Raw genomic sequence first — 22,734 nt, 5'->3', positions numbered from 1 at the left:
ATGTTAGAAGAATGACTGCCGAGGGAAGGAGGAGGGGTATTGCGCAGACAGGGTCATCACTATGGCTTGCACCGGGTGTTGGAACCGAAAGGGGTGTTGCCCCAACCGGCTTGGAAATTGGATGCCACACCCGAGGTGTGGACGAATGAGCTATTGATTGAGGTGGAGCGGCTGAATATTGATTCAGCTTCGTTCCAACAGTTAAAAGAAGAAGCGGAAGGCGATCCGGAACGCATCAAGCGGCGCATTTCCGAGATTGTGGCAGCACGTGGGAAGATGCATAATCCCGTCACTGGCTCGGGCGGCATGTTGATCGGCACCGTGGCGGAAGTGGGCTCCGATTTTCCCGACCAAACATTGAAGCGGGGCATGAAGATCGCCTCTCTCGTTTCACTGACGTTGACCCCGCTACGGTTGGAAGAGATTGACGGCATTGCGCTTAAGACGGGACAGGTTGGCGTGGCGGGCAAAGCGGTCTTGTTCGCCAGTGCCCCTTATGCTGTGTTGCCGCAGGATATGCCTGAGACGGTGGCTTTGGCCGCGCTTGATGTATGCGGGGCACCGGCACAGACCGCACGATCGGTTCAAGCGACGGATACGGTGGTGATTATGGGAGCGGGCGGCAAAGCGGGATTGCTTTCCTTATACCAGGCTTGGAAAAAAGCCGGCCAACAGGGGTGCGTGATTGCGCTTGAGTCCAATCCCGAAGCTTGCCGGGAGATTGAGCGGTTGGGATTGGCCCACCATGTGATCTGTTTGGATGCGACCGATCCGGTGCGGGTCTTGGAGGCGGTGGCTGAACATACGCGTGGCGGGCTGGCGGATCTGACGATTAACTGTGTCAATGTCCCCCATACCGAGCTGCCGGCGATCCTGGCGACCAGAGAGGGCGGTGTCGTGGTTTTCTTCAGCATGGCGGTCCGGTTCACGACAGCGGCATTGGGAGCGGAAGGTGTGGGGAAGGATGTGCGAATGCTGATCGGCAATGGGTATGTGCCGGGGCATGCCGCCTTGGCGCTGGAGAGCCTGCGCGAGTGTCCTTCACTGTATGACTGGTTTTGCCGCCGGTTCTCGTAAGGATGGGGGTTTGTCCAACGTAGATGGGGCTTGAGAGCACCGATGCGCAGCAACGCTTGTGGAGAATGGACAATATGAAAGGGGATGGACATCAGATGAATCGAGATTGGCGTGAGATCGAGTTGTGGAAAGATGTGACGGAAGAGCAGTGGAATGATTGGTTATGGCAACTGACCCACACCATTCGCAACTATGAAGACTTGAGCAAAGTCATCAACCTGACCCCGGAAGAAACGGAAGGGGTCGATATCAGCAGCCAGACGATTCCGCTTAACATCACCCCCTACTACGCCCTGCTCATGGACCCGGATGACCCCAAAGACCCCATTCGCATGCAATCGGTGCCGATATCCTCCGAGCTGTACCGCACCGCTTATGATATGGCCGACCCCTTGTTGGAGGATACGGATTCCCCCGTGAAAGGGTTAACCCACCGTTATCCCGACCGCGTCCTCTTCCTGATCACCAACCAATGCTCGATGTATTGCCGGTATTGCACGCGCCGCCGCTTTTCGGGGCAGATCGGGATGGGCGTGCCCAAAAAGCAGATGGATGCCTGCATCGATTACATTCGCAACACCCCCACCGTCCGTGATGTGTTGCTCTCGGGCGGAGACGGACTCTTGGTCAATGACCGGATTTTGGAGTATCTGCTGAAAAACCTGCGGGAGATTCCGCATGTGGAGATTATCCGCATCGGCACACGCGCCCCGGTGGTTTTCCCGCAACGCATCACCGAAGAGCTTTGCTCCATCCTGAAAAAGTATCATCCCGTCTGGCTCAACACCCATTTCAATCATCCGAAAGAGTTGACGCCGGAAGCGCGCCGGGCTTGTGAGATGTTGGCCGACGCGGGCGTGCCGGTCGGGAACCAGGCCGTTATTCTGGCCGGGATCAACGATTGCCCCCATGTGATGAAAAAGTTGATGCATGAGTTGGTCAAAACACGTGTAAGACCTTACTACATTTATCAGTGTGACCTATCGGAGGGGATCGGGCACTTCCGGGCTCCTGTGTCCAAAGGGCTGGAGATTATCGAGTACTTGCGCGGCCACACTTCCGGATACGCCATTCCGACGTTTGTGGTCGATGCGCCGGGGGGTGGCGGAAAAATCCCGCTCAGCCCCAACTATATCATTTCGCAGAGTCCGACGAAGACGATATTGCGCAACTTTGAAGGGGTGATTTCCAGCTATCCGGAGCCGGAGCATTATCATCCTCACGACCAAGATTCATGCGAGTATTGTAGGCAGGCCGGAGACCAATTGGGCGTGGCGGCGCTTATGAGCGACCAGCGGATCAACCTGGAACCCAAACAATTAACGCGTGAAGAACGGCGGACACCACTCGATGAAGCGATGGGAAGCAGATAAGGCTGAATAATAATGACAACCCCCCAGAGAAGGAAGATTTTTGCCTGTACCCTGTGGATGAAAGCTGTATTACTGGGAGCTGTGAATCAAGCTTCGTTAAGAACGAAGGAGAAAAGCGGGCAACCCTGTGAACTGGGGCTTAAGGAAAAGGATTGTGGTGGCTGGTGAGAGAGCGCAACAGCGAGAGTGTCGCCATCGTCGGAGTGGCGAAAAATGCGGGGAAAACCACGGTTTTGAGCGCTTTCATCGAGCCGTGGTCCCGTCATGCGCCGCTCGGCTTGTGCAGCATTGGCATTGATGGGGAAGAACGGGACGCCTGGAGCGGGAGGGCCAAGCCGCAGCTCAAAGTGCCCGGCGGCGTTTGGGTGGCAACCACGGGAAGTTACATTGATCAACAGCCGGGTTCTTTTGCGGTCTGGGAAGGGACGGAGATCATCACCTCTTTGGGTGAGGTATGGATCGCGCAAACGACTCGTCCCACCCAAGTGAAGTTGGCTGGCATTCATACCCGGGAAGAAGCGAAGCTGGTGATTGACCGGTTGAAGCGGGCCGGTGTGAGGCTTATCGTGGTGGATGGAGCTTATGACCGACGGATGGCGGCCAGTCCATGGGTCACTGATTCGGTGATTTTGGTGGTGGGAGCCAGCTTGGGTGCAAACATGGATGCTCTTTTGTCCAAGACGGCGGAATGGATGACTCTCTTTTCCTTGCCTGCCTGCAGGGAGGAGGAGAGAGCGCCGCTCGCTTCACTCTTGGCCAGCCGGGGAGTATACGGCAAGCGCGCAGGAAAATGGGAACCATTGTCCATGCCATCCTTCGCCGAGTTGCCGCAACTTCCCTTCGATTTCAAAAAAAAGGAAGTTGAGGCCCTGGCGATAGCGGGCGCCTTAACGGATCGGGTGCTGCGAAAGTTGTTGCAGGTGGAGATCTGCCCCCATCTGGTGGTTCCCGATTGGACGCACATCTTTGCGGCGCCAGTGCTTTTGCGCCGCTATGTGGAACGGGGCGGCAAAATTGAAACGTTGCGTCCGGTGCATCTGCGCGGCGTGGCGGTGAATCCCGTTTCACCCGAGGGGCATGCGTTTCCGCCGCAAGAGCTGAAGGAACGAGTGGCTGAACTATGCGGGCAGGTGCCGGTCTATGATGTGTGGAGGGACTCCCTGGAGGAAGGAGGGGATCACGATCGTTTGGGATGAAACGACGTGGGCGGAGCTGGATGTGGCCTATTGTTGGAACCAATGGCAACCATGCACCCCCATGGGCAAACGGGCGAAACAGCAAGCGCGGGCCTTTCAACCCGGTGAAGAGCGTTTGTGGCAACAAGTGTTGCGCGAACAGGAAGAAATCCAAGCGTGGATTGAGGGGCATCCCCGTTATCAATCGGTTATCCAAGCGTGCTTGGAGGCGATGCCAGACATCGAAGTGCAATTGGAAAAATTAGGGTCAGGAGAAACGTTGGGGTTGACCGACTGGTTCCACATGAAACAATTTTTGTGGCAATTTCGTCAATTGAACAAAACGCTGCGGGAACAAGGATTTTCAGCTCTCTCCCTGCTTTGTCCGGAAGAGTTTGCCGAGCTGGAGCAGTACTTGGCGCAACTGAATCCCGGGCCTGCTTGGACCCCCGCCTTTTGGATTGATGATGCTTATGATGACGATCTGCGGATGTTGAGGCAACAATTGCGTCGTTTGGAAATAAAGGAACAGGAACGGACTGAGCAAAACAAACGGGCGATTGAGCAAGCATACGGCATCCGCCGCAACCGCCTGGGGACCTGGGTGGTGCCACGCAACACGCCGCTGGAAGAGATGTTGCGGAAAGACGGTCGGGTGGTATGCCATGTGGAAACGTTATACGATGTCACGTTTGGGCTGCGTGAAGAGGCGGATGGAGCGTTGGCGCGGTTGCAAGCGCAGGTGGAAGCGCGCGAAAAAGCGGTTTGTGTTTGGTTAACCCAGCAGTTTGAGCCTGTACAGCCAAGCTTGCGGCAATGGGTGCGGAAACTGACCCACTTTGATGTGCAATGGGCCCGTTATCAAGCGGGCAGGAAGTGGGGCGGAGTCAGACCGGAGTGGGATGCGGACCGCTTTGGCTTGCTGGGTGCTTTTCATCCGAAGATTGCGGAGGAATTGGCGGCGGAAGGGGAAGGCGTCACGCCGATCGATGTGGAAGTGCGGCGCGGAGTGACGGTGATTACGGGCCCCAATATGGGTGGCAAGACCGTCGCGTTGAAAACGATTGGGCTGATCGCGGTTCTGGCCCATTATGGCTTGTTTGTGCCGGCAAGATCCTGTCGTCTGCCGCTGGTCGGCTGGATTGCCAGTATGCTGGGGGACCAGCAGTCAACCAAACAGGGATTGAGCCGTTTTGGTGCCGAAGTGATGCGGTTAACTCACTGGTTGGGCCAGGAAGGGGCCGGACTCTTGTTGTTGGATGAGATCGGAAGGGGAACCAATCCGGCGGAAGGAACGGCTTTGGCGCAAGCGATAACGAAGCATTTAAGCAGCCGTTCCAGTTGGACCGTTCATGTCACGCATTATCATGAAGTGAATCAATTGTCCGGCATCCGGCGCTATCAGGTGGCGGGGCTCTGTTGGGAGACGTTGGAGGGCGAAGAGTTTGAACATGGCAAGGCTTGGCGAGCGCGTTTAAGCCGCCATATGGATTATCGATTGATTCCGATGGAAGAAGCGGGAACCAGCATAGCGGAAGCCCTCCGCCTTTCCATGCTCCTGGGTCTGCCGGAAGAGATTGTGATGGATGCCAAACGACGATTGGGGGGGTGGAAAGATGAGGGGGAAGCTAAGGCTGGATCAGGATGATATTGTGCGGGCACGTGAGGCGGCAAAGGCGATCGCGGTCGACGTGGATCGCTATATCTCCGCTCGCACGACGGTGGCGGTGGAACGGACTGTCTTGCGGTTATTGGGGATCGACGGGATTGACGGGGATGGGGTGCCGCTTCCCAATGTGATCGTCGACCAGTTGCTGGCGGAAGGAAAACTGGCTTCCGGGGCGGCTGTCTGGGTGATCCAAGCAATGCTGGCTTATGAGCTGTCGGCTCAGGAAGTCGCGGAGAAAGTGGCCCATGGCGAGCTTCATTTGTTGCGGGTGCCCTATATCCCGCTAGAAGAGATATGGGTCAGGGGCAGGGAGTTGGCTCAAGCAGGGTTGGATCGCATTTGGGCGAAACGGATGGAGCGGGAAGCGTGGATTAAGCGAATCGGTGAGGGGAGACAGCCTTATCTCTATGTGATCGTCGCCACTGGGGATATTTATGAGGATGTGGTGCAGGCGAGAGCGGCGGCGCGGCAGGGGGCCGATATTATCGCCGTGATCCGCAGCACCGGACAAAGCTTGTTGGACTATGTTCCCTACGGAGCCACACGCGAAGGGTTTGGCGGAACCTTTGCGACCCAAGAAAACTTCCGGATCATGCGCCAAGCGTTGGATGAAGTGGGAGCGGAAGTAGGGCGTTATATCCGTTTGTGCAACTACTGTTCCGGGCTGTGCATGCCGGAAATCGCCGCAATGGGCGCCTTGGAACGGTTGGATGTGATGCTGAACGACGCGCTGTACGGCATCCTCTTTCGTGACATCAATATGCAGCGCACCTTGATCGACCAAGCGTTTTCACGCATGATCAACAGTTATGCGGGAATTGTCATCAATACGGGAGAGGATAACTATTTGACCACGGCCGATGCGGTGGAGGCCGCCCATACGGTGACGGCTTCCCAGTTCATCAATGAGCAATTGGCGCTCTTATCCGGTCTGCCGCCGGCGCAGATGGGTTTGGGCCACGCTTTTGAAATCAATCCGGACTTGGAGGACGGCCTCTTGTTGGAGATAGCCCAAGCCCAGTTGGCGCGGGAGCTGTTTCCGGACGCCCCTCTCAAATACATGCCGCCGACAAAGCATATGACGGGCAATATCTTTAAAGGGCACATTCAGGATGGCTTATTCAATTTGGTGAGCATCTTAACGGGGCAAGGCATCCAGTTGTTGGGCATGATGACGGAGGCGATGCACACCCCCCATATGCATGACCGGCAGTTGGCCTTGGAAAACGCCCAGTACATTTTTCGTAGTGGGCGCCATCTTGGCGAAGAAATCGAGTTCCGGCCAGGCGGGCGCATTGAGCAGCGGGCCGCCCAGGTTCTGAAGCAGGCGGGTGATCTGTTGGAGCGGGTTCGGGAAGCGGGTTTGTTTGCCGCTTTGGAGCAAGGGGTGTTCGCCGATGTGAAACGGTCGCGGTCCGGTGGCAAGGGACTTAAGGGCGTGTTGGAAAAAGAACTGGATTATTACAATCCCTTTGAAGCGGAACTACGCGAGAGATTGGGATTGCCAAAGCGGGAGGGAAGCGGGAATGAGCGTGGACTTTACCAGAGTTAAGCCTTATGGGGACACCATGAACGATGGAGTGATCCAACTCAGTTTTACGCTTCCCGTCCCGACGGGGGAAGAAGCCCGCGAAGCGGCCCGCCAGCTGGTCGCCAAATTGGGAATCGATGAACCCCAAGTGTATCACATGAAAGACCTGGGTGAAGGGTATACCTTTTTTATCGTCTATGGCAAGTGCCAAGCCTCTGTCGACTATACCCGGATCGAAGTACCCAAGGTGACCAGTGAAGTGATGGACTTTTATGAGATTAATCGCTTTATCCGGGAAGAAATCGGGCGGAAGCTGGTCGTCATCGGGGCTTGCACGGGAACCGACGCCCATACGGTCGGCATTGATGCCATTATCAATATGAAGGGATATAACGGGGAATACGGGTTGGAACGTTATCCGGAAATTGATGCGTACAACTTGGGGAGCCAAGTAGAGAACGAAGAGTTGATCGCCAAAGCGTTGGAATTGCGGGCGGATGTGATTCTCGTTTCCCAAGTGGTCACGCAAAAAGGGGTGCATGTGACCAACTTGACGGAGCTGGTGGAGTTGTTGGAAGCAGAGGGATTGCGGGAGCGGTTTGTCTTGATCTGCGGTGGTCCGCGGATTCATCATGAACTGGCGTTGGAGCTGGGATTTGACGCGGGGTTTGGACCGGGCACACTGGCGCCGCATGTGGCCTCCTACTTTGTGCAGGAGATCGCGAGGAGGGAACGGAGCCGGATTCCGCGATCGTAGAAGTCTTGATTTAAGCTCGCAAAATACGCTCGCCAAGTACGGGAAAAGGAAACTCCGCAAGCGGAGTACAGTCGTGCTAAGCCTCGCAAAATACGCTCGCCAAGTACGGAAAAAGGAAACTCCGCAAGCGGAGTACAGTCGTGCTAAGCCTCGCAAAATACGCTCGCCAAGTACGGAAAAAGGAAACTCCGCAAGCGGAGTACAGTCGTACTAAACTCGCAAAATACGCACGCCAAGTACGACTAGTAAACGGTTTTCTCCTTGTGAATGGGAGAAAACCGTTTTTGTTCAAAAAGGGAAAAGGCGTTCTTCTGGCCTTATTTTGCGCCCTTGATCAAAGTCTTTGATCCGGACGAGATAGTAAGATTGGTAATCTTCATGTTCGATGGGAAGCAGTTGAATCAAGTCCTTGTGAACCAGGTTGTCCATGGTGATCGCCGTCAGTGAGTAAGCGTAGTCCACCAACTTGGACAAACGGTAATGGGAGGTGATGAGGGACCCAGGATCAAGAGGGATCCCGAAGTATTCATCCTTCGTTAGCTCTGTGGCGGCCAAGCGGCACAATTCATAGTAAACAAAGCGTTCCTTTGGGGTTAATTTTTCCACCACATGATGGGGGACGCTAAACGCATATCGCTTCACTGCACTTCACTCCTACAAACAACTGACATTAGAAATCAAAGGGCATACCACTTGCCTTAATTTGCTGAAATGAAGAGGACTGCTCGATTTTGGAGTTATTCAGCGTTCCGTTGCTGGCGGCCTGCAACAAGGGGGCAGACGGTTCGTCAGCTTTGAGCTGGCCCATACAATAAGCAAAGAGCAGATTTTTCACCAGTCCGGAGAAGTTGATATCCTTGCGGTCAATAAACTTCAATAGTTCCAGTTCAACCGCATCTTCCGTATTAAACGAGACTTGTCGGCGTTCCCGCTTCTTGTATCCGCTCATTCACCAAGCGTCTCCTTTCCTAAGGCATAGTATCCCAAGGCATTGGCAAACTGCGGATCTTCAAAGGAGGTGGAGTAGATAAATCCGACGCGTTTAAACGGTTCCAACAGCTCTTGCGCTTTGCCGCCGATCAGTTCGACGACGTCGGTCGGGTCCCACATGCCGCCCAAATGGCCCACCAGCATGGCTGCCATCTCTTCAGGATCGGCTTCGCGCACATTATCCCAACCTTTAGGAATGGTGCCGCTTTCCCGGTCAATGAAGATGCCGTCTTTAAATGTGGCATAGTTGGTGGTGCGGGCGCCGGGGTCCACAATCCGCACCGTTCCCATCCGGCGATGAATCCAGTAGGCGGCTCCGCCTTCGATCGTGATGGCCGCTTTTTTGATGTTGATTTTGCGGTATGTACCATTCAAGATGATTTCGTGTTCGCCTTCCAATTTCGCACGCAGACGGGCCCGCTCATCATCTTTATACATATTGATCGGGACTCCCGTTACCAACTTGACATCCCCGATGGCCCCCGCTTGGAATAAGGCCGTCAGAATCAGAAGGACTGTCTCGATATTCACTTTACTTTCCGTCATCATCTGGCGGGTGAATGAACCCTCCCGTTCGGCCAATTGCCCAATAAAATAGTCTTTCCCTTGATACCGGATTTCCATATCTTCTTCCAACGTTTGAATAAAGTTGCGCTGTCTCGCTTTCGATACTTTGGAAGGGAATGCAAACTTGCGGGTTCCCACAATCGTTTTCACATATGCGCGCCCAGCATCTACTGCCACTAACATAATTTGGTGCCACCTTTCTAGGTTGTGTTGACGATCGTCATGACAGTGGTCATTCATTCATCTCTTTTGTGTACAATAGTCATGACTGTCGTCCTTTCGAATGGGTGTGGTGTGTACGATAGTCATGACTTCAGTCAGTCAATGAGCAGATGATCAGGACTATTGTCCTGACTATAGTCAATATTATAAAGCAAATCAGGTTTTTATAGTGTGAAATTATTTATAAAATGAATATAGACGCCTTTGTGAGCGAAATGTGAACAAGAGATCCGGTTTTAAGAACAACTTGTTACCATCGCGGGCCAAAAGCGGGGGAAGTGTTGGGATGACTGAACTTCCGGCTAATCATGATGGTCGGTTACCGGGAGCGCGAACCGGACACATTTTCGAACAAAACGTGAACAAGAAGTGAGAACGCTTGAAGTATAAGGAGAGATGGTTGTGTCGGAAATGTGAATGAAAAAATCTATGGTGATGGCGGAAGAGTTGGCGTAAAGCCAAGTTTTTGATTGATGGCGAGCATGGCCTGATTGGTTTCCGCAACCCGTGTCATAATCCGGCTCAGGTTATGGGCTACACCATAAGCGATGATTCGTTTTTTCAATAGAGTGGCGATTCCTTTACCCCGATAAGCCCGGGTCACGACCGTTAACCCATTGTGCCCTGTTTTCCCCTGTGTGGTGATGCAGCTTAACCCAACCCAAGCCGTCCCGGCTAAGGCCAGAAAGACTCCACCCCGCTGGGCCCAGTAGCAACGGGGATAGATATTTTTCGTGAATTCGTCATAACTTTCGAACTTGCCGGATTCGTTGCCGGGGTCATCAAGCACCCCTTCCCGCACGAGTTGGTATAAATGAAGCCTTGTTTCCTTGGAATCTGCCATTTCCGCAAGGCAATGGATGGCCACTTCAGGATGATGGAGCGAAAACGAAGGCACGGTTTTTGATAAATCCAGCGACAGAGAAAGAAAAGACATCAAATCACTCCTTATCGTAACCTTGAGAAGGCGGATGGAAAGAGGGTGAACTTGGTGTTCACATTGCCAGCAAGCCCACTCCCAGCTATCATAGCAACAAAAGAATCAAAATTGCTGTTAGGAAATATTTTCTCTATATAAAAAATACAATGACAAATGAATGAACAACCACTCATTTTTATGTTAAAATGTTAGCGAAATAGTATGAAAGCGAATTCAATCATTTATAAAGCAAGTGTGAAAGGGGAGGAAACGATGTCGCTGTTTGAACTGATCAACCTCATTTTGTTTGTCGCCGTTGCGGGTTATGCGTTTTATCTCTTCGGCTATGTGGTGTATCGCCGGTACACGTATGTCCGCTTAGGGAAGCCCGCTGATTACTCCATGGATATCAGAAAAGCGTTAGACGAAGTGTGGATCAATGTCTTTGGCCAGAAGAAATTGTTGAAGGATGCCAAAAGCGGAATCATGCACGTCGTGATGTTTTATGGTTTCATCATCATCCAATTTGGGGCGATTGACCTCTTCATCAAAGGGTTGGCGCCAGGGCACCATCTGCCTGTGCCCGCTTATCCGGCATTTACCCTGGTGCAGGAAATCACCACATTTCTCGTCTTGTTGGCCACCCTTTATGCATATTATCGCCGTTATATCGAGAAACTGCCGCGGTTAAAGCGCGGGTTGAAATCCGGTTTGGTCATCATTTTCTTGACCTCGTTGATGGCCTCCATTCTCCTGTCAGCCGCGTTTGAGAAGGTTTGGCTGGGTCATGGCCCATCTTGGGATACCCCGATCTCTTCTGTGATCGCCAGCCTATTCCTCGGTTGGATGGGCACCGGTGCGGGCCACGTGCTCTTCTATATATTCTGGTGGGTGCATGCGCTGGTCTTGTTCAGCTTTTTGGTCTATGTGCCCCAGTCGAAGCACTTCCATTTGCTGGTGGCGCCGCTCAACGTCTTTTTGAAACGGCAGCAGCCGCCGGCCAAGTTGTCGTTGGTCGATTTCGAGGATGAAAGCGTGGAAGAGTATGGTGTTGGGAAGATTGAGGATTTTAACCAGAAACAGTTGATTGATTTATACGCTTGTGTGGAATGCGGACGTTGCACCAATGTTTGCCCCGCGGCGGGGACGGGCAAGCTGCTGTCGCCGATGGATTTGCTGGTCAAGATGCGCGACCATCTGACCATGAAAGGGGCGGCCATCACCTCCAAAACACCGTGGGTGCCGGGCTTCGTCTTTGCGGAAACCAACCAATCCTCCCTCCGCTTGGCGGGGGAAGGCGAGTATCCGGTCAGTTTGATCGGCGATGTCATCACGGAACAAGAGCTGTGGGCTTGCACCACTTGCCGCAACTGTGAAGATGCGTGTCCGGTGATGAACGAGCATGTTGACAAGATTGTGGATATGCGTCGCTATCTCGTCATGACCGAAGGGAAGATGAACGCGGAGGCTTCACGGACGTTCTCCAATATCGAACGCCAAGGCAACCCATGGGGAATCAGCCGCAAAGACCGTGACAAGTGGACGGATGACGCGGACGTGACCGTACCCACGGTGAAAGAAGAAAAAGAATTTGAGTATCTCTTCTTTGTCGGTTCGATGGGGTCCTATGACAACCGCAGTCAGAAGATCAGCCGGGCCCTGGCCAAGATATTGCATCATGCGGGGGTCAAGTTTGCCATTCTGGGCAATAAGGAGAAAAACTCCGGAGATACGGCCAGACGGATGGGGAACGAGTTCCTGTTCCAGCAACTGGCGACAGACAATATCGCCTTGTTTGAGAAACATCAGGTGAAGAAGATCATTACGATCGACCCTCATGCTTACAATACCTTTAAGAATGAATATCCCGACTTGGGATTAAAGGCGGAAGTGTACCACCATACCGAAGTGTTGGCCGATTTGATCAAAGAAGGGCGCATCAAGCCGACAAAAGAAGTGAAAGAGCGGATCACCTACCATGATTCTTGTTATCTGGGCCGATATAATGGCGTATTTAGCGCGCCCCGTTATATTTTGAGCCAGATTCCCGGGGTGGAAGTGGTCGAGATGAAGCGGAACCGCGAAAACGGCATGTGTTGCGGAGCTGGCGGCGGAATGATGTGGATGGAGGAAACGGAAGGGGTGCGCGTGAATGTGGCGCGCACGGAACAAGCGCTGGAAGTGAATCCGACGATGATCGGAAGCGCATGCCCTTACTGTCTCACGATGCTGTCGGATGGAACCAAAGCCAAAGAAGTGGAAGATCAGGTGAAAACGATGGATGTGGCGGAAATTCTGGCATTGTCGCTTGAATTCCACACAGAAGCCGAAGTGGCGGACGGGGTGCACTAGGGTGCGAATGATCAATGGTTGCCAAGTGAAAGTGTAGAGGTTACCAGGATAATGACAAACCCTAGAGGAGGAAGATTTTCGCCTGTACCTTGTGGGTGAAAGCTTCGTTACTGGGAGTTGTAAATCAAGCTTCGTTAAGAACGAAGGAGAAAAGCGGGTTACCCTAAGCACGGCAGTGATTTTGCCCTCAAACTCACGAGGATGGCCCTGCGCCGGAGTTCGGCGACGAAGCGCCTTTCCCGATAAGGCGACCAAGGAACGCAGACTCAAAAATCGGAGGCCACGTTGTCAGTAAATTAGCCACTCTTAGACTGTTTTTTCATTCTCCGCTCAAAGGGAAAAGGATTGTTTTGTCTCGATTCCCTTTGAGCGCCCGGTTTATACGCCGGATACGCCATGTGGAAGACTGTTGGAGTGATTCCGGCATTTTTTGTGTAAGTCGGGTCCAAGCGAAACAAATCCGCAAACAGAATTGAATATTTTATTTGAATAGAACAATTGGATTCACTATTGTTAAAACGGGTGGGTTAAGGTAATCTGGAATTGAAGGCGTTTTCATTTTGCCGATGTGCCGAGCGAACGCTCGATAGAACGAGATTATAACCTTTGGGGGTGCCGAACATGGCAGAAACCGTGATTTTAGGAGGCGCGCGTACGCCATTTGGTAAGTTTGGTGGAGCATTGAAAGAGGTGACGGCGGCGGAGCTGGGTGGCGTTGCCATCAGAGGGGCGTTGTCCAAGGCGGGGATTCCCGATGAAGCGGTGGAAGAAGTGATCATGGGCATGGTGTTGCAAGGGGGAGCGGGACAGATCCCTTCCCGGCAAGCAGCACGCCTGGCCGGGTTACCTTGGCATGTGGCGACAGAGACGATCAATAAGGTGTGTGCGTCCGGCATGCGCAGTATCACCTTGGGTGATCAGGTGATTCGGGCGGGCGACGCCGATGTGATCGTCGCGGGCGGCATGGAGAGCATGAGCCATGCACCGTATGTATTGAAGGGGGCGCGATTTGGCCAACGGATGGGGCATGGGGAACTGACGGACCTGATGATTCATGATGGATTGTGGTGCGCGTTTCATGATGTGCACATGATCGTGCACGGAAGCCAAACGGCGAAAGAGCAAGAAGTTTCGCGCGAAGAGCAGGATGCGTGGGCGCTCAGGAGTCACCATAAGGCCCAGGCAGCCGTGGAGGCCGGGCTATTTGACGAAGAGATGGTGCCGGTGACCGTCAAGGTGAAGCGGCAAGAAGTGGTGGTGGATCGGGATGAATCGATCCGGGCGGATACGAGTTTGGAGAAGTTGGCTGGACTTAAGCCGGTTTATGATGTGAACGGGACGATTACGGCGGGGAATGCGCCAGGAGTGAACGATGGGGCGGCCGCTCTCGTATTGGCTTCGGCCAAACGGGCGGCAGAGCTGGGGATCAAGCCGATGGCCAAGATTGTGGGGCATGCGGCGGTCGCATTGGAAGCGAAAGATTTCCCCATCACACCCGCTTACGCCGTGAAAAAATTGTTGCGGAAGCATGGCCTGACCGCTCAAGAGATCGATTTGTACGAGATCAATGAAGCCTTCGCCGCTGTCGCCCTGGCCAACATGAAATTGCTGGGAATCAACGAGGAGAAGGTGAATGTGAATGGGGGTGCGGTTGCTCTGGGTCATCCAATTGGCGCCAGTGGGGCCCGGATCGTGTTGACTTTGATCCATGAGCTGAAACGCCGGGGCGGTGGCTTGGGAGTGGCGGCTATTTGCAGTGGATCCGCGCAAGGGGATGCCATTTTGGTGAAAGTGGATGGATAGAAAGGGTGATCGATGATGGAATGGAAGCGGGTTAGTGTGATCGGAGCCGGACAGATGGGAAGCGGGATTGCCCAAGTGGCCGCCCAAGCGGGATATCAGGTGGTCTTGCTTGACACCACAGAAGAGCAAGTGCAAGCGGGAGTAAAGCGAATCGCCGATTTGTTGGCGCGCAATGTGGAGAAAGGGAAGCTGTCCGCAGAAGAACGTGAAGGGATTCTGGATCGCATCGCGACCACGACCCAACTGGAAGAGGCGGCACAGGAAGCGGATCTTGTCATTGAGGCGGTCGTGGAGAAGTTGGAAGTGAAGGCGGAGATTTTCAGGCGGTTGGATCAATGTTGCCCGAACCACACCATTTTGGCAAGCAACACTTCTTCGTTGCCGATCACGGAGATCGCCGCGGCGACGAAGCGTCCTGAACAAGTGATTGGGATGCATTTTATGAATCCTGTGCCCGTGATGAAGCTGGTGGAAGTCATCCGCGGCTTGGCCACGAGTGAGGACGTGTTCCGGTTGGTGGTGGCGGCGGCGGAACGGATGGGCAAAACTCCGGTGGAAGTGAATGATTACCCCGGTTTTGTCTCCAACCGCATCTTGATGCCCATGATCAATGAAGCCATTTATGCCGTTTATGAAGGTGTGGCCACGCCGGAAGCGATTGACCAGGTGATGAAGTTGGGGATGAACCACCCCATGGGCCCATTAACGTTGGCTGATTTTATCGGCCTGGACACCTGTCTGTACATTATGGAAACCTTGCACGAAGGGTTTGGCGACAGCAAATACCGGCCTTGTCCGCTGCTCAGGAAATATGTGAAGGCGGGATGGCTGGGTCGCAAGAGCGGTCGCGGGTTTTACCAATACAGCTAATGTGACGCATCAGGAGGGAGTGGAGAGGATGCACTTTCTGTTAAGCGAAGAACAAAAAATAATGCGCAGAATGGTGCGGGATTTTGCTGCGAATGAGATACCTCCTTTTTTGGAAGCGATGGATGTCCATGATCAGTTTCCGCGTGAGTTGATTCGCCGGATGGGGGAGGTTGGATTGATGGGGATTCCCATTCCGGAAGAGTGGGGGGGAGCCGGAGCCGACTTCTTGTCCTATATTTTGGCCTTAGAGGAAATATCCAAAGTGAGTGCCACGGTAGGCGTCATTTTGGCGGTTCATACTTCAGTGGGAACCATGCCGATTTGGAAGTGTGGGACAGAGGAGCAGAAGCGAACCTATGTGACCCGGATGGCCCGCGGGGAAATGTTGGGAGCTTTTGCCCTGACCGAGCCGCAAGCCGGGTCCGATGCGGCGCGGATTCGCACCCAAGCCCGTCTTGTCGGCGATCGGTATGTGTTATCGGGAACCAAGATGTTTATCACCAACGCGGGGGAAGCCGATGTCTATGTGACGTTTGCTGTGACTGATCCGTCCAAGGGCACCAAGGGCATTACCGCCTTTATCGTGGAAAAGGACACCCCCGGCCTCATCGTCGGCAAGAAGGAGAAGAAGATGGGGTTGGGTGGGTCCAACACCAGCACGTTGATCTTTGAAGAAGTCGAAGTGCCTGCCAGCCGACGGTTGGGTTTGGAAGGGCAAGGATATGAAGTGGCGCTGTCCAACCTAGCAGGCGGGCGAATCGGCATCGCCGCGCAGGCATTGGGGATCGCAGGGGCCGCTTATGAGGCAGCGCTCAAATATGCCAAGGAGCGCACGCAGTTTGGTCAGGCGATTGGCGGTTTCCAGGCCATCCAGTTTAAGTTGGCCGATATGGCCACCGAGATTGAGGCGGCCCGTTTGCTAACGTATCGGGCGGCCATGCTTCGTCAGCGCGGGGCGACCTGCAGGAAGGAAGCGGCGATGGCTAAAATGTTTGCTTCCGATGTCGCCATGCGTGTGGCTACGGAGGCGATTCAAGTCTTTGGCGGATATGGGTATACACGTGAGTTTCCAGTGGAGCGGTTGTTCCGCGATGCCAAAGTGACGCAAATCTATGAGGGAACGAATGAGATTCAACGGATCGTCATCGCGGATGAGCTTGTATCTGCATGAAGATTGAATAGAGAAAGTTCACCATCCAACATGAGGAGGGTAAAAAATGCAGTTTATTTTATCAGAAGAGCATGAAATGATGCGCAAGATGGTGCGGGAATTCGCTTTGAACGAAGTTGCGCCCACCGCCGCGGAACGGGATGAAGAAGAGCGCTTTGACAGGAAGATCTTTGACAAGATGGGCGAGCTCGGATTGACGGGGATTCCGTTTCCGGAAGAGTGGGGCGGAGCGGGTGCCGATTACCTCAGCTATGTGATCGCCGTGGAAGAGTTGTCCCGTGTTTGCGGATCGACCGGAGTGACCTTGTCGGCGCACATTTCCTTGGCTAGTTGGCCGATCTATAAGTTTGGCACCGATGAACAGAAGGAACGTTTTCTGAAACCGCTCGCCGAAGGGAGAAAACTGGGCGCGTATGGCTTAACCGAGCCCGGTTCCGGATCGGATGCGGCTGGGATGAAAACGACGGCGGTGCGTGACGGCGACGAGTATATCTTAAACGGCAACAAGATCTTCATCACCAATGGGGGTGAGGCGGAAATCTATGTGGTGTTTGCCGTAACCGATTCCGCCCTCAAACATAAGGGCATCACCGCTTTTATCGTGGAGAAGGGAACTCCGGGCTTTTCGATCGGCAAAAAGGAGCAAAAGCTGGGGATCCGGTCGTCGCCCACCACGGAGATCATCTTCGAGGAGTGTCGGATTCCCGTTAGCCAACGCTTGGGTGAAGAAGGGCAAGGATTCAAGATCGCCATGATGACATTGGATGGGGGACGGAACGGAATCGCCGCCCAAGCGGTGGGCATTGCCCAAGGTGCCTTTGATGCGGCGCTCGATTATGCGAAGGAGCGTAAACAATTTGGGCAAACGTTAAGCAAACTGCAGGCCATTCAATTTAAATTGGCCGATATGGCCACCCAAATCGAAGCGGCACGTCTCTTAACCTATCAGGCGGCATGGCGGGAATCTGAGGGAATCCCCTATGGCAAGGCATCTGCCATGGCCAAGTTGTACGCGGGAGATATCGCGATGCAGGTGACCACGGAAGCGGTGCAGGTTTTTGGGGGCTATGGATACACCAGGGAATATCCCGTCGAACGGATGATGCGCGATGCAAAGATCACCCAAATATATGAAGGGACGAATGAAATCCAACGCGTCGTCATCGCCAATTATTTATTGAAATAAAACCATTTCCTATAAATGACAAACCTTAGAGGAGGAAGATGACTCAACAATCGACTCCGGGGACACTTTGTCAGCAAACTCTACGATCGGTACAACCCAAGGAAGAAAGTGTTCAGTATGTGGAGGGAGACCATGATTGGGTGACCTATCAATATAAGTACTTTCACAGAATACGGGAGGCACGGCGATGGAGACATGGCTGACACAGATCAAAGCGGGTAACAAACGGCAAATCGCCCGCCTGATCAGTCGGATGGAGAATGGTGCCCCAGATAAAGAAAAATGGCTGGAAGCCCTGTATCCCCATACCGGAAACGCCCATCTTATCGGAATCACAGGTTCGCCCGGTGCCGGCAAAAGCACGCTCATCGCCGCCCTGATCCGCCTGTTGCGGCAAGCGGGGAAGACTGTGGGCGTGTTGGCGGTTGACCCGACGAGCCCCTTTACCGGTGGGGCGATTTTGGGTGACCGGGTGCGGATGACTGAGCATGCGCTGGACGAAGGGGTCTTTATCCGCAGCATGGGGAGTCGAGGGGGCTGGGGCGGTTTGGCCCGTGCCACCTCGGAGGCTGTGCGCGTCTTGGATGCGGCGGGGTACGATGTCATCCTCATTGAGACGGTGGGAGTAGGCCAAGCGGAACTGGATATCATGCATCTGGCCGATACAGTCACCTTGGTTTTAAACCCGACGGCGGGCGACGTGGTGCAAGTGTTCAAAGCCGGCATTATGGAAATCGCCGACCTTTTTGTGATCAATAAGGCGGATCTCCCCGGGGTGGCCCGGTTAAGACAAGAGATTCAGGATTTGCTGGATTTATCCAAGCATGATGCTCCATGGCAACCGCCAATCATCGAGACCATGGCAAAACAAGAACAAGGCTTGGATGATTGGTGGCAGGCGGCCGGCCGGCATTATGCGCATTTGCGGGCAAATGGCTTGCTGGTTCAGAAGCGGAAAGCGCGAATAGAAAAAGAAGTGAACGATTTGATCTTTGCCGCTTGGTGGGAACGGCTCAAAGCCCAACGACAAGACGCCCGCTTCCAACTGGACATTCAGCAAGCGGTGGACCAGCGGATCAGTCCACATGAAGTGGCGCGCCGTTGGTTAAAGGGGGAAGAACATAATTGAAGCGTAATTCCAAGCTGATTCCATCGATGATTAAGGATCAGCGCCTGATCGCGGAACGGCGGCAGCAGATCATTGAGGGGGCTGTTCGGCTGTTTGTTGAGAAGGGATTTCATAAGACCACGACAAGAGAGATCGCCCGGGAATGCGGGTTGTCCATCGGAACGATGTATGAATATATCCAAAGCAAAGAAGACGTGCTTTATTTGGTTTGTGACGATATTCACTCTGATTTGGAAAATCGTCTGCTGGAGGCGGTGACGGAGTCCGACACGGGCATCGAATCGTTGCGCAAAGGGTTGAAGCAATTGTTTCGCGTGATGGAGGAGATGCGCCCGTTGGTGCTGTTGATTTATCAAGAGACCAAATCGTTGCCGAAGGACAAGATGAGGTATGTGCTCAGCAAAGAAGAAGAGATTACGGGATTCTTTGAACGAATTTTGCAAAAAGGGCTGCAGGATGGAACGATTCGCATCGAGCCTTCTTCGATCAAACTGATGGCCCATAACATCATGGTGATGGGGCAGATGTGGACTTTCCGCCACTGGTCGCTGGGTAAGCATTATGACGTGCATGAATACACGGAAAGGCAAATGGCTTTGTTGCTGGGAGAGTTTACGTCGGGAGGGAATCGTAATGGAAACGGAAGTGATTCGACCTAAACATGCGGTTCGTTTTGTGACCGCCGCGAGTCTGTTTGATGGGCATGATGCTTCCATCAATCTGTTTCGCCGCCTGTTGCAAGCATCCGGGGTGGAAGTGATTCACTTGGGTCACAACCGTTCGGTGGATGAGATTGTGGAAGCGGCGATTCAAGAGGATGTGCAAGGAATTGCCGTGTCATCTTACCAAGGTGGCCACATGGAGTTCTTCAAGTATATGGTCGATCTGTTGAAACAGCGGGGCGCCCAGCATATCAAGGTGTTCGGGGGCGGCGGTGGCGTCATCATCCCCCAGGAAATCAAGGAGTTGGAGGCGTATGGCGTCAGCAAGATCTTTTCCCCTCACGATGGGCGGAAACTGGGTTTGCAAGGGATCATCAATACGATGGTGCGTGAAACCGATTTTCCAACGGTAAGTGAACTCACATGGGAGATCGATGCGCTTCCTGACGGGAATACGCAAGCGATCGCCCGTTTGATTACGGCGGCGGAGGAAGTGGCCGAAGCGGAAGAAGGGTTGGGCCATTTGCGCGATCAGTTAATGGCGCTGGATGCGCTCCCGCCGGTGGATAAAGTGATTCCGGTTGTGGGGATTACGGGTACGGGGGGCGCGGGGAAAAGTTCCCTAACGGACGAATTGGTGCGCCGCTTTGTTGAGGACTTCACGGATAAAAAGGTGGCGGTGTTGTCTGTCGATCCATCCAAACAAAAGACGGGTGGAGCTTTGTTGGGGGATCGCATTCGCATGAATGCGGTTCATCACCCGCGCGTCTATATGCGCAGCTTGGCAACAAGAAGGACGCGCTCCGAATTGAGTGCGGGGATCAGGGACGCCATCCGGGTGATGAAACAGGCCGGATATGATCTCGTCATCGTGGAGACCAGCGGGATTGGGCAAGGCAATGCGGATGTGGTGGGAATCAGCGATGTCTCCTTGTATGTGATGACCTCTGAATTTGGCGCGCCATCTCAGTTGGAGAAGATTGAGATGTTGGATTACGCCGATCTCGTTGCCATCAACAAATTTGACCGCAAAGGGTCAGAAGATGCCTTGCGCGATGTGAAAAAGCAATTTCGCCGCAATCACGGACTGTTCCATGCGTCCGATGAAGAGATTCCCGTGTACGGGACGATGGCCAGCCGGTTTCATGACCCTGGAACGAATCGGTTTTATCGGGCGTTAATTGACAAAATCAATGAAAAATGCTCACTCGCTTGGGAATCGAAACTGGACGGTTTCAAAGATGAGTCAGAGGCGCGCGCGATCATCCCGCCGGAGCGGACACACTACTTGCGCGAAATCGCGGCAACGGTGCGCCGATATCACGCCGAATCGGAAGAACAGGCTAACGCGGCCACCCAGTTATACCAGCTGGAAGGGGCGAAGGCGTTACTGGCGGAAGAAGAGAGTGGCCTTCGTGAACGACTCTCGGCCAAGATCAAGGAGATCGAAGCCAAGTTGACGCCTGAGAATAAACGGGCGCTGGCCGATTGGCCTAAGCTGGCACAGGCGTATCGGCAGGACGAATTCATCACCAAGGTGCGTGAGCGGGAGTTGCGGGTGCCTCTCTTTACGGAAACATTGGCGGGGTCAAAAATCCCCAAAGTGGCCCTCCCCAAAATGAAGGATTGGGGCGATTTGCTGCGTTGGCTTCACAAAGAGAACCTGCCGGGCCACTTCCCCTTCACCGCGGGCGTGTTTCCCTTCAAGCGCACCGATGAGGAGCCGAAACGGCAATTTGCCGGGGAAGGGACACCTGAACGCACCAATAAGCGTTTTCACTATCTATCCAAAAATGATCCGGCAAAACGATTGTCCACCGCTTTTGACAGTGTGACCCTCTATGGCGAGGACCCTGCGGATCGGCCCGACATCTACGGCAAAATCGGGGAATCCGGGGTGAGCATCTGCACGTTGGACGATATGAAGAAGCTCTATGCCGGATTTGATCTGTGCGCGCCCAATACCAGCGTGTCGATGACGATCAACGGACCCGCGCCGATTATTTTGGCGATGTTTTTCAACACAGCGATTTCCCAACAGCTGGATCGTTTCAGGGAAGAGCATGGCAGAGAGCCGTCGGCGGAAGAGATGGAGCGGATTAAAGGGGAGACCTTGCGCAGTGTGCGGGGAACGGTGCAAGCCGACATCCTGAAGGAAGACCAGGGGCAGAACACCTGCATTTTTTCCACGGAGTTCGCTTTGAAAATGATGGGGGATATCCAGGAATACTTTATTCGGCATGGGATTCGCAATTACTATTCGGTCAGCATCAGCGGATACCATATCGCCGAAGCGGGAGCCAATCCAATCACCCAGTTGGCGTTCACATTGGCTAACGCGTTCACCTATGTGGAATATTATTTGAGCCGCGGAATGAAAATCGATGAATTTGCCCCCAATCTCTCTTTCTTCTTTAGCAATGGATTGGATGCGGAGTACTCCGTGATTGGGCGCGTGGCCCGTCGGGTGTGGGCCGTTGTGATGAAGCGTCTTTATGGCGCCAATGAACGCAGCCAAAAACTGAAATATCATATCCAGACATCGGGTCGCTCGTTACACGCGCAGGAGATCGACTTCAACGATATCCGCACCACTTTGCAAGCCTTGATGGCGATTTATGATCAGTGCAATTCACTTCACACCAATGCCTATGATGAGGCGATCACGACACCGACCGAGGAGTCCGTGCGACGGGCGATGGCGATTCAATTGATCATCAACCGGGAGCTGGGCTTGGCCAAAAATGAAAATCCGTTGCAGGGTTCATTTATTATCGATGAATTGACGGACTTGGTGGAGGAAGCGGTGTTGAAGGAATTTGAGCGGATCAGTGACCGCGGCGGCGTGTTGGGTGCGATGGAAACGCAATATCAGCGGGGCAAGATCCAGGAGGAATCCCTTTACTATGAAACCAAGAAACATTCCGGGGAATTGCCGATCATCGGAGTCAACACGTTCGAAAACCCCAATCCGCCCGAAATGGTGGAGATAGAATTAACGCGTGCCACACCGGAAGAAAAACAATGGCAAATCAAACAGCTTCAGGCGTTTCAAGAGAAGAACCGCCGAGAAGCGCCCGAAGCGCTTGAGCGGCTGAAAGAAGTGGCCCGCAATGGGGGCAACTTGTTCGCGGAGTTGATGGAAACGGTCAAAGTGGCGAGTCTTGGACAGATAACGCATGCGCTGTATGAAGTGGGCGGCCAATACCGGCGCAACATGTAAGGGCAATCACGCAAACCCTGGAGAAGGGAGACTTACCAGCATCTTTGGTAGATGCTGG

General features: G+C 53.6%; 18 protein-coding genes. 14 read left to right on the top strand and 4 right to left on the bottom strand.

Annotated elements, in window-relative coordinates:
* The first annotated feature begins 39 nt into the window (after positions 1-39).
* The 6 genes from kdd (at position 40) to kamE (ending at position 7,582) form a co-directional block, all read left to right on the top strand.
* Complete coding sequence (gene kdd, locus ACFQNG_RS02920) at positions 40-1,077, top strand: L-erythro-3,5-diaminohexanoate dehydrogenase (protein ID WP_379863332.1); 1,038 nt, start codon at positions 40-42, stop codon at positions 1,075-1,077.
* A gap of 95 nt (positions 1,078-1,172) precedes the next feature.
* Positions 1,173-2,450 (top strand): lysine 2,3-aminomutase, encoded by a 1,278-nt coding sequence (kamA, locus tag ACFQNG_RS02915; protein ID WP_379863475.1) that lies wholly within the window; start codon positions 1,173-1,175, stop codon positions 2,448-2,450.
* Positions 2,451-2,614: 164 nt separating this feature from the next.
* Positions 2,615-3,646, top strand: a complete 1,032-nt coding sequence (kamB, locus tag ACFQNG_RS02910; RefSeq protein WP_379863331.1) for a lysine 5,6-aminomutase reactivase subunit KamB — start codon at positions 2,615-2,617, stop codon at positions 3,644-3,646.
* Complete coding sequence (gene kamC, locus ACFQNG_RS02905) at positions 3,591-5,273, top strand: lysine 5,6-aminomutase reactivase ATPase KamC (protein WP_379863330.1); 1,683 nt, start codon at positions 3,591-3,593, stop codon at positions 5,271-5,273. Before kamB ends, kamC begins: the two co-directional genes overlap by 56 nt.
* On the top strand, positions 5,242-6,846 hold the full coding sequence (gene kamD / locus ACFQNG_RS02900) for a lysine 5,6-aminomutase subunit alpha (protein WP_379863328.1): 1,605 nt from the start codon (positions 5,242-5,244) through the stop codon (positions 6,844-6,846). The genes kamC and kamD overlap by 32 nt, the downstream gene beginning before the upstream one ends.
* The gene (gene kamE, locus ACFQNG_RS02895; protein WP_379863327.1) at positions 6,821-7,582 is read left to right on the top strand and encodes a lysine 5,6-aminomutase subunit beta; all 762 of its coding nucleotides are present in this window, start codon (positions 6,821-6,823) and stop codon (positions 7,580-7,582) included. Before kamD ends, kamE begins: the two co-directional genes overlap by 26 nt.
* Positions 7,583-7,870: 288 nt before the next feature.
* Here kamE and ACFQNG_RS02890 read toward each other — a convergent pair whose 3' ends face one another.
* The 4 genes from ACFQNG_RS02890 to ACFQNG_RS02875 all read right to left on the bottom strand — a co-directional run bounded on the left by ACFQNG_RS02890 (position 7,871) and on the right by ACFQNG_RS02875 (position 10,298).
* The gene (locus ACFQNG_RS02890) at positions 7,871-8,224 is read right to left on the bottom strand and encodes a hypothetical protein (protein WP_379863326.1); all 354 of its coding nucleotides are present in this window, start codon (positions 8,222-8,224) and stop codon (positions 7,871-7,873) included.
* A 28-nt stretch (positions 8,225-8,252) separates the two neighbouring features.
* The gene (locus tag ACFQNG_RS02885) at positions 8,253-8,531 is read right to left on the bottom strand and encodes a hypothetical protein (protein WP_379863325.1); all 279 of its coding nucleotides are present in this window, start codon (positions 8,529-8,531) and stop codon (positions 8,253-8,255) included.
* Positions 8,528-9,322 carry a ParM/StbA family protein gene (locus ACFQNG_RS02880; protein ID WP_379863324.1) on the bottom strand — a complete coding sequence of 265 codons (795 nt, stop codon included), beginning with the start codon at positions 9,320-9,322 and terminating at the stop codon, positions 8,528-8,530. Before ACFQNG_RS02880 ends, ACFQNG_RS02885 begins: the two co-directional genes overlap by 4 nt.
* Positions 9,323-9,788: 466 nt before the next feature.
* A complete protein-coding gene (locus tag ACFQNG_RS02875; protein ID WP_379863323.1) occupies positions 9,789-10,298 on the bottom strand; it encodes a GNAT family N-acetyltransferase in 510 nt (169 codons plus the stop codon).
* A 255-nt stretch (positions 10,299-10,553) separates the two neighbouring features.
* On the opposite strand from ACFQNG_RS02875, the gene ACFQNG_RS02870 reads away from it, so the two are divergent.
* The 8 genes from ACFQNG_RS02870 to icmF all read left to right on the top strand — a co-directional run bounded on the left by ACFQNG_RS02870 (position 10,554) and on the right by icmF (position 22,676).
* Positions 10,554-12,632, top strand: a complete 2,079-nt coding sequence (locus ACFQNG_RS02870; protein WP_379863322.1) for a heterodisulfide reductase-related iron-sulfur binding cluster — start codon at positions 10,554-10,556, stop codon at positions 12,630-12,632.
* A 621-nt stretch (positions 12,633-13,253) separates the two neighbouring features.
* Positions 13,254-14,435 carry an acetyl-CoA C-acetyltransferase gene (locus ACFQNG_RS02865; protein ID WP_379863321.1) on the top strand — a complete coding sequence of 394 codons (1,182 nt, stop codon included), beginning with the start codon at positions 13,254-13,256 and terminating at the stop codon, positions 14,433-14,435.
* Positions 14,436-14,450: 15 nt separating this feature from the next.
* Positions 14,451-15,305, top strand: a complete 855-nt coding sequence (locus ACFQNG_RS02860) for a 3-hydroxybutyryl-CoA dehydrogenase (protein ID WP_379863320.1) — start codon at positions 14,451-14,453, stop codon at positions 15,303-15,305.
* Between the two features lie 28 nt (positions 15,306-15,333).
* Positions 15,334-16,476: an acyl-CoA dehydrogenase gene (locus tag ACFQNG_RS02855; protein ID WP_379863319.1), complete on the top strand. Its 1,143-nt coding sequence runs from the start codon at positions 15,334-15,336 to the stop codon at positions 16,474-16,476.
* A gap of 46 nt (positions 16,477-16,522) precedes the next feature.
* Positions 16,523-17,662 (top strand): acyl-CoA dehydrogenase, encoded by a 1,140-nt coding sequence (locus ACFQNG_RS02850; RefSeq protein ID WP_379863318.1) that lies wholly within the window; start codon positions 16,523-16,525, stop codon positions 17,660-17,662.
* A 187-nt stretch (positions 17,663-17,849) separates the two neighbouring features.
* Entirely contained in the window at positions 17,850-18,791 is a 942-nt protein-coding gene (gene meaB, locus ACFQNG_RS02845) for a methylmalonyl Co-A mutase-associated GTPase MeaB (RefSeq protein WP_379863317.1), read from the top strand.
* On the top strand, positions 18,788-19,450 hold the full coding sequence (locus ACFQNG_RS02840) for a TetR/AcrR family transcriptional regulator (RefSeq protein ID WP_379863316.1): 663 nt from the start codon (positions 18,788-18,790) through the stop codon (positions 19,448-19,450). Before meaB ends, ACFQNG_RS02840 begins: the two co-directional genes overlap by 4 nt.
* Entirely contained in the window at positions 19,425-22,676 is a 3,252-nt protein-coding gene (icmF, locus tag ACFQNG_RS02835; RefSeq protein ID WP_379863315.1) for a fused isobutyryl-CoA mutase/GTPase IcmF, read from the top strand. The genes ACFQNG_RS02840 and icmF overlap by 26 nt, the downstream gene beginning before the upstream one ends.
* Positions 22,677-22,734: the final 58 nt, after the last annotated feature.

The sequence above is a fragment of the Laceyella putida genome, assembly GCF_042665195.1.
Taxonomy (GTDB): domain Bacteria; phylum Bacillota; class Bacilli; order Thermoactinomycetales; family Thermoactinomycetaceae; genus Laceyella; species Laceyella putida.
This window is presented reverse-complemented; position numbering and strand designations above follow the sequence as displayed.

Coding starts and splice junctions, on each gene's coding strand:
- ACFQNG_RS02870 (WP_379863322.1), top strand. CDS start 10,554: ATGTCGCTGTTTGAACTGATCAACCTCATTTTGTTTGTCGCCGTTGCG.
- kamC (WP_379863330.1), top strand. CDS start 3,591: ATGATGTGTGGAGGGACTCCCTGGAGGAAGGAGGGGATCACGATCGTT.
- meaB (WP_379863317.1), top strand. CDS start 17,850: ATGGAGACATGGCTGACACAGATCAAAGCGGGTAACAAACGGCAAATC.
- ACFQNG_RS02885 (WP_379863325.1), bottom strand. CDS start 8,531: ATGAGCGGATACAAGAAGCGGGAACGCCGACAAGTCTCGTTTAATACG.
- ACFQNG_RS02855 (WP_379863319.1), top strand. CDS start 15,334: ATGCACTTTCTGTTAAGCGAAGAACAAAAAATAATGCGCAGAATGGTG.
- ACFQNG_RS02865 (WP_379863321.1), top strand. CDS start 13,254: ATGGCAGAAACCGTGATTTTAGGAGGCGCGCGTACGCCATTTGGTAAG.
- ACFQNG_RS02850 (WP_379863318.1), top strand. CDS start 16,523: ATGCAGTTTATTTTATCAGAAGAGCATGAAATGATGCGCAAGATGGTG.
- icmF (WP_379863315.1), top strand. CDS start 19,425: ATGGAAACGGAAGTGATTCGACCTAAACATGCGGTTCGTTTTGTGACC.
- kamD (WP_379863328.1), top strand. CDS start 5,242: ATGAGGGGGAAGCTAAGGCTGGATCAGGATGATATTGTGCGGGCACGT.
- ACFQNG_RS02860 (WP_379863320.1), top strand. CDS start 14,451: ATGGAATGGAAGCGGGTTAGTGTGATCGGAGCCGGACAGATGGGAAGC.
- kamA (WP_379863475.1), top strand. CDS start 1,173: ATGAATCGAGATTGGCGTGAGATCGAGTTGTGGAAAGATGTGACGGAA.
- kamE (WP_379863327.1), top strand. CDS start 6,821: ATGAGCGTGGACTTTACCAGAGTTAAGCCTTATGGGGACACCATGAAC.
- ACFQNG_RS02880 (WP_379863324.1), bottom strand. CDS start 9,322: ATGTTAGTGGCAGTAGATGCTGGGCGCGCATATGTGAAAACGATTGTG.
- ACFQNG_RS02875 (WP_379863323.1), bottom strand. CDS start 10,298: ATGTCTTTTCTTTCTCTGTCGCTGGATTTATCAAAAACCGTGCCTTCG.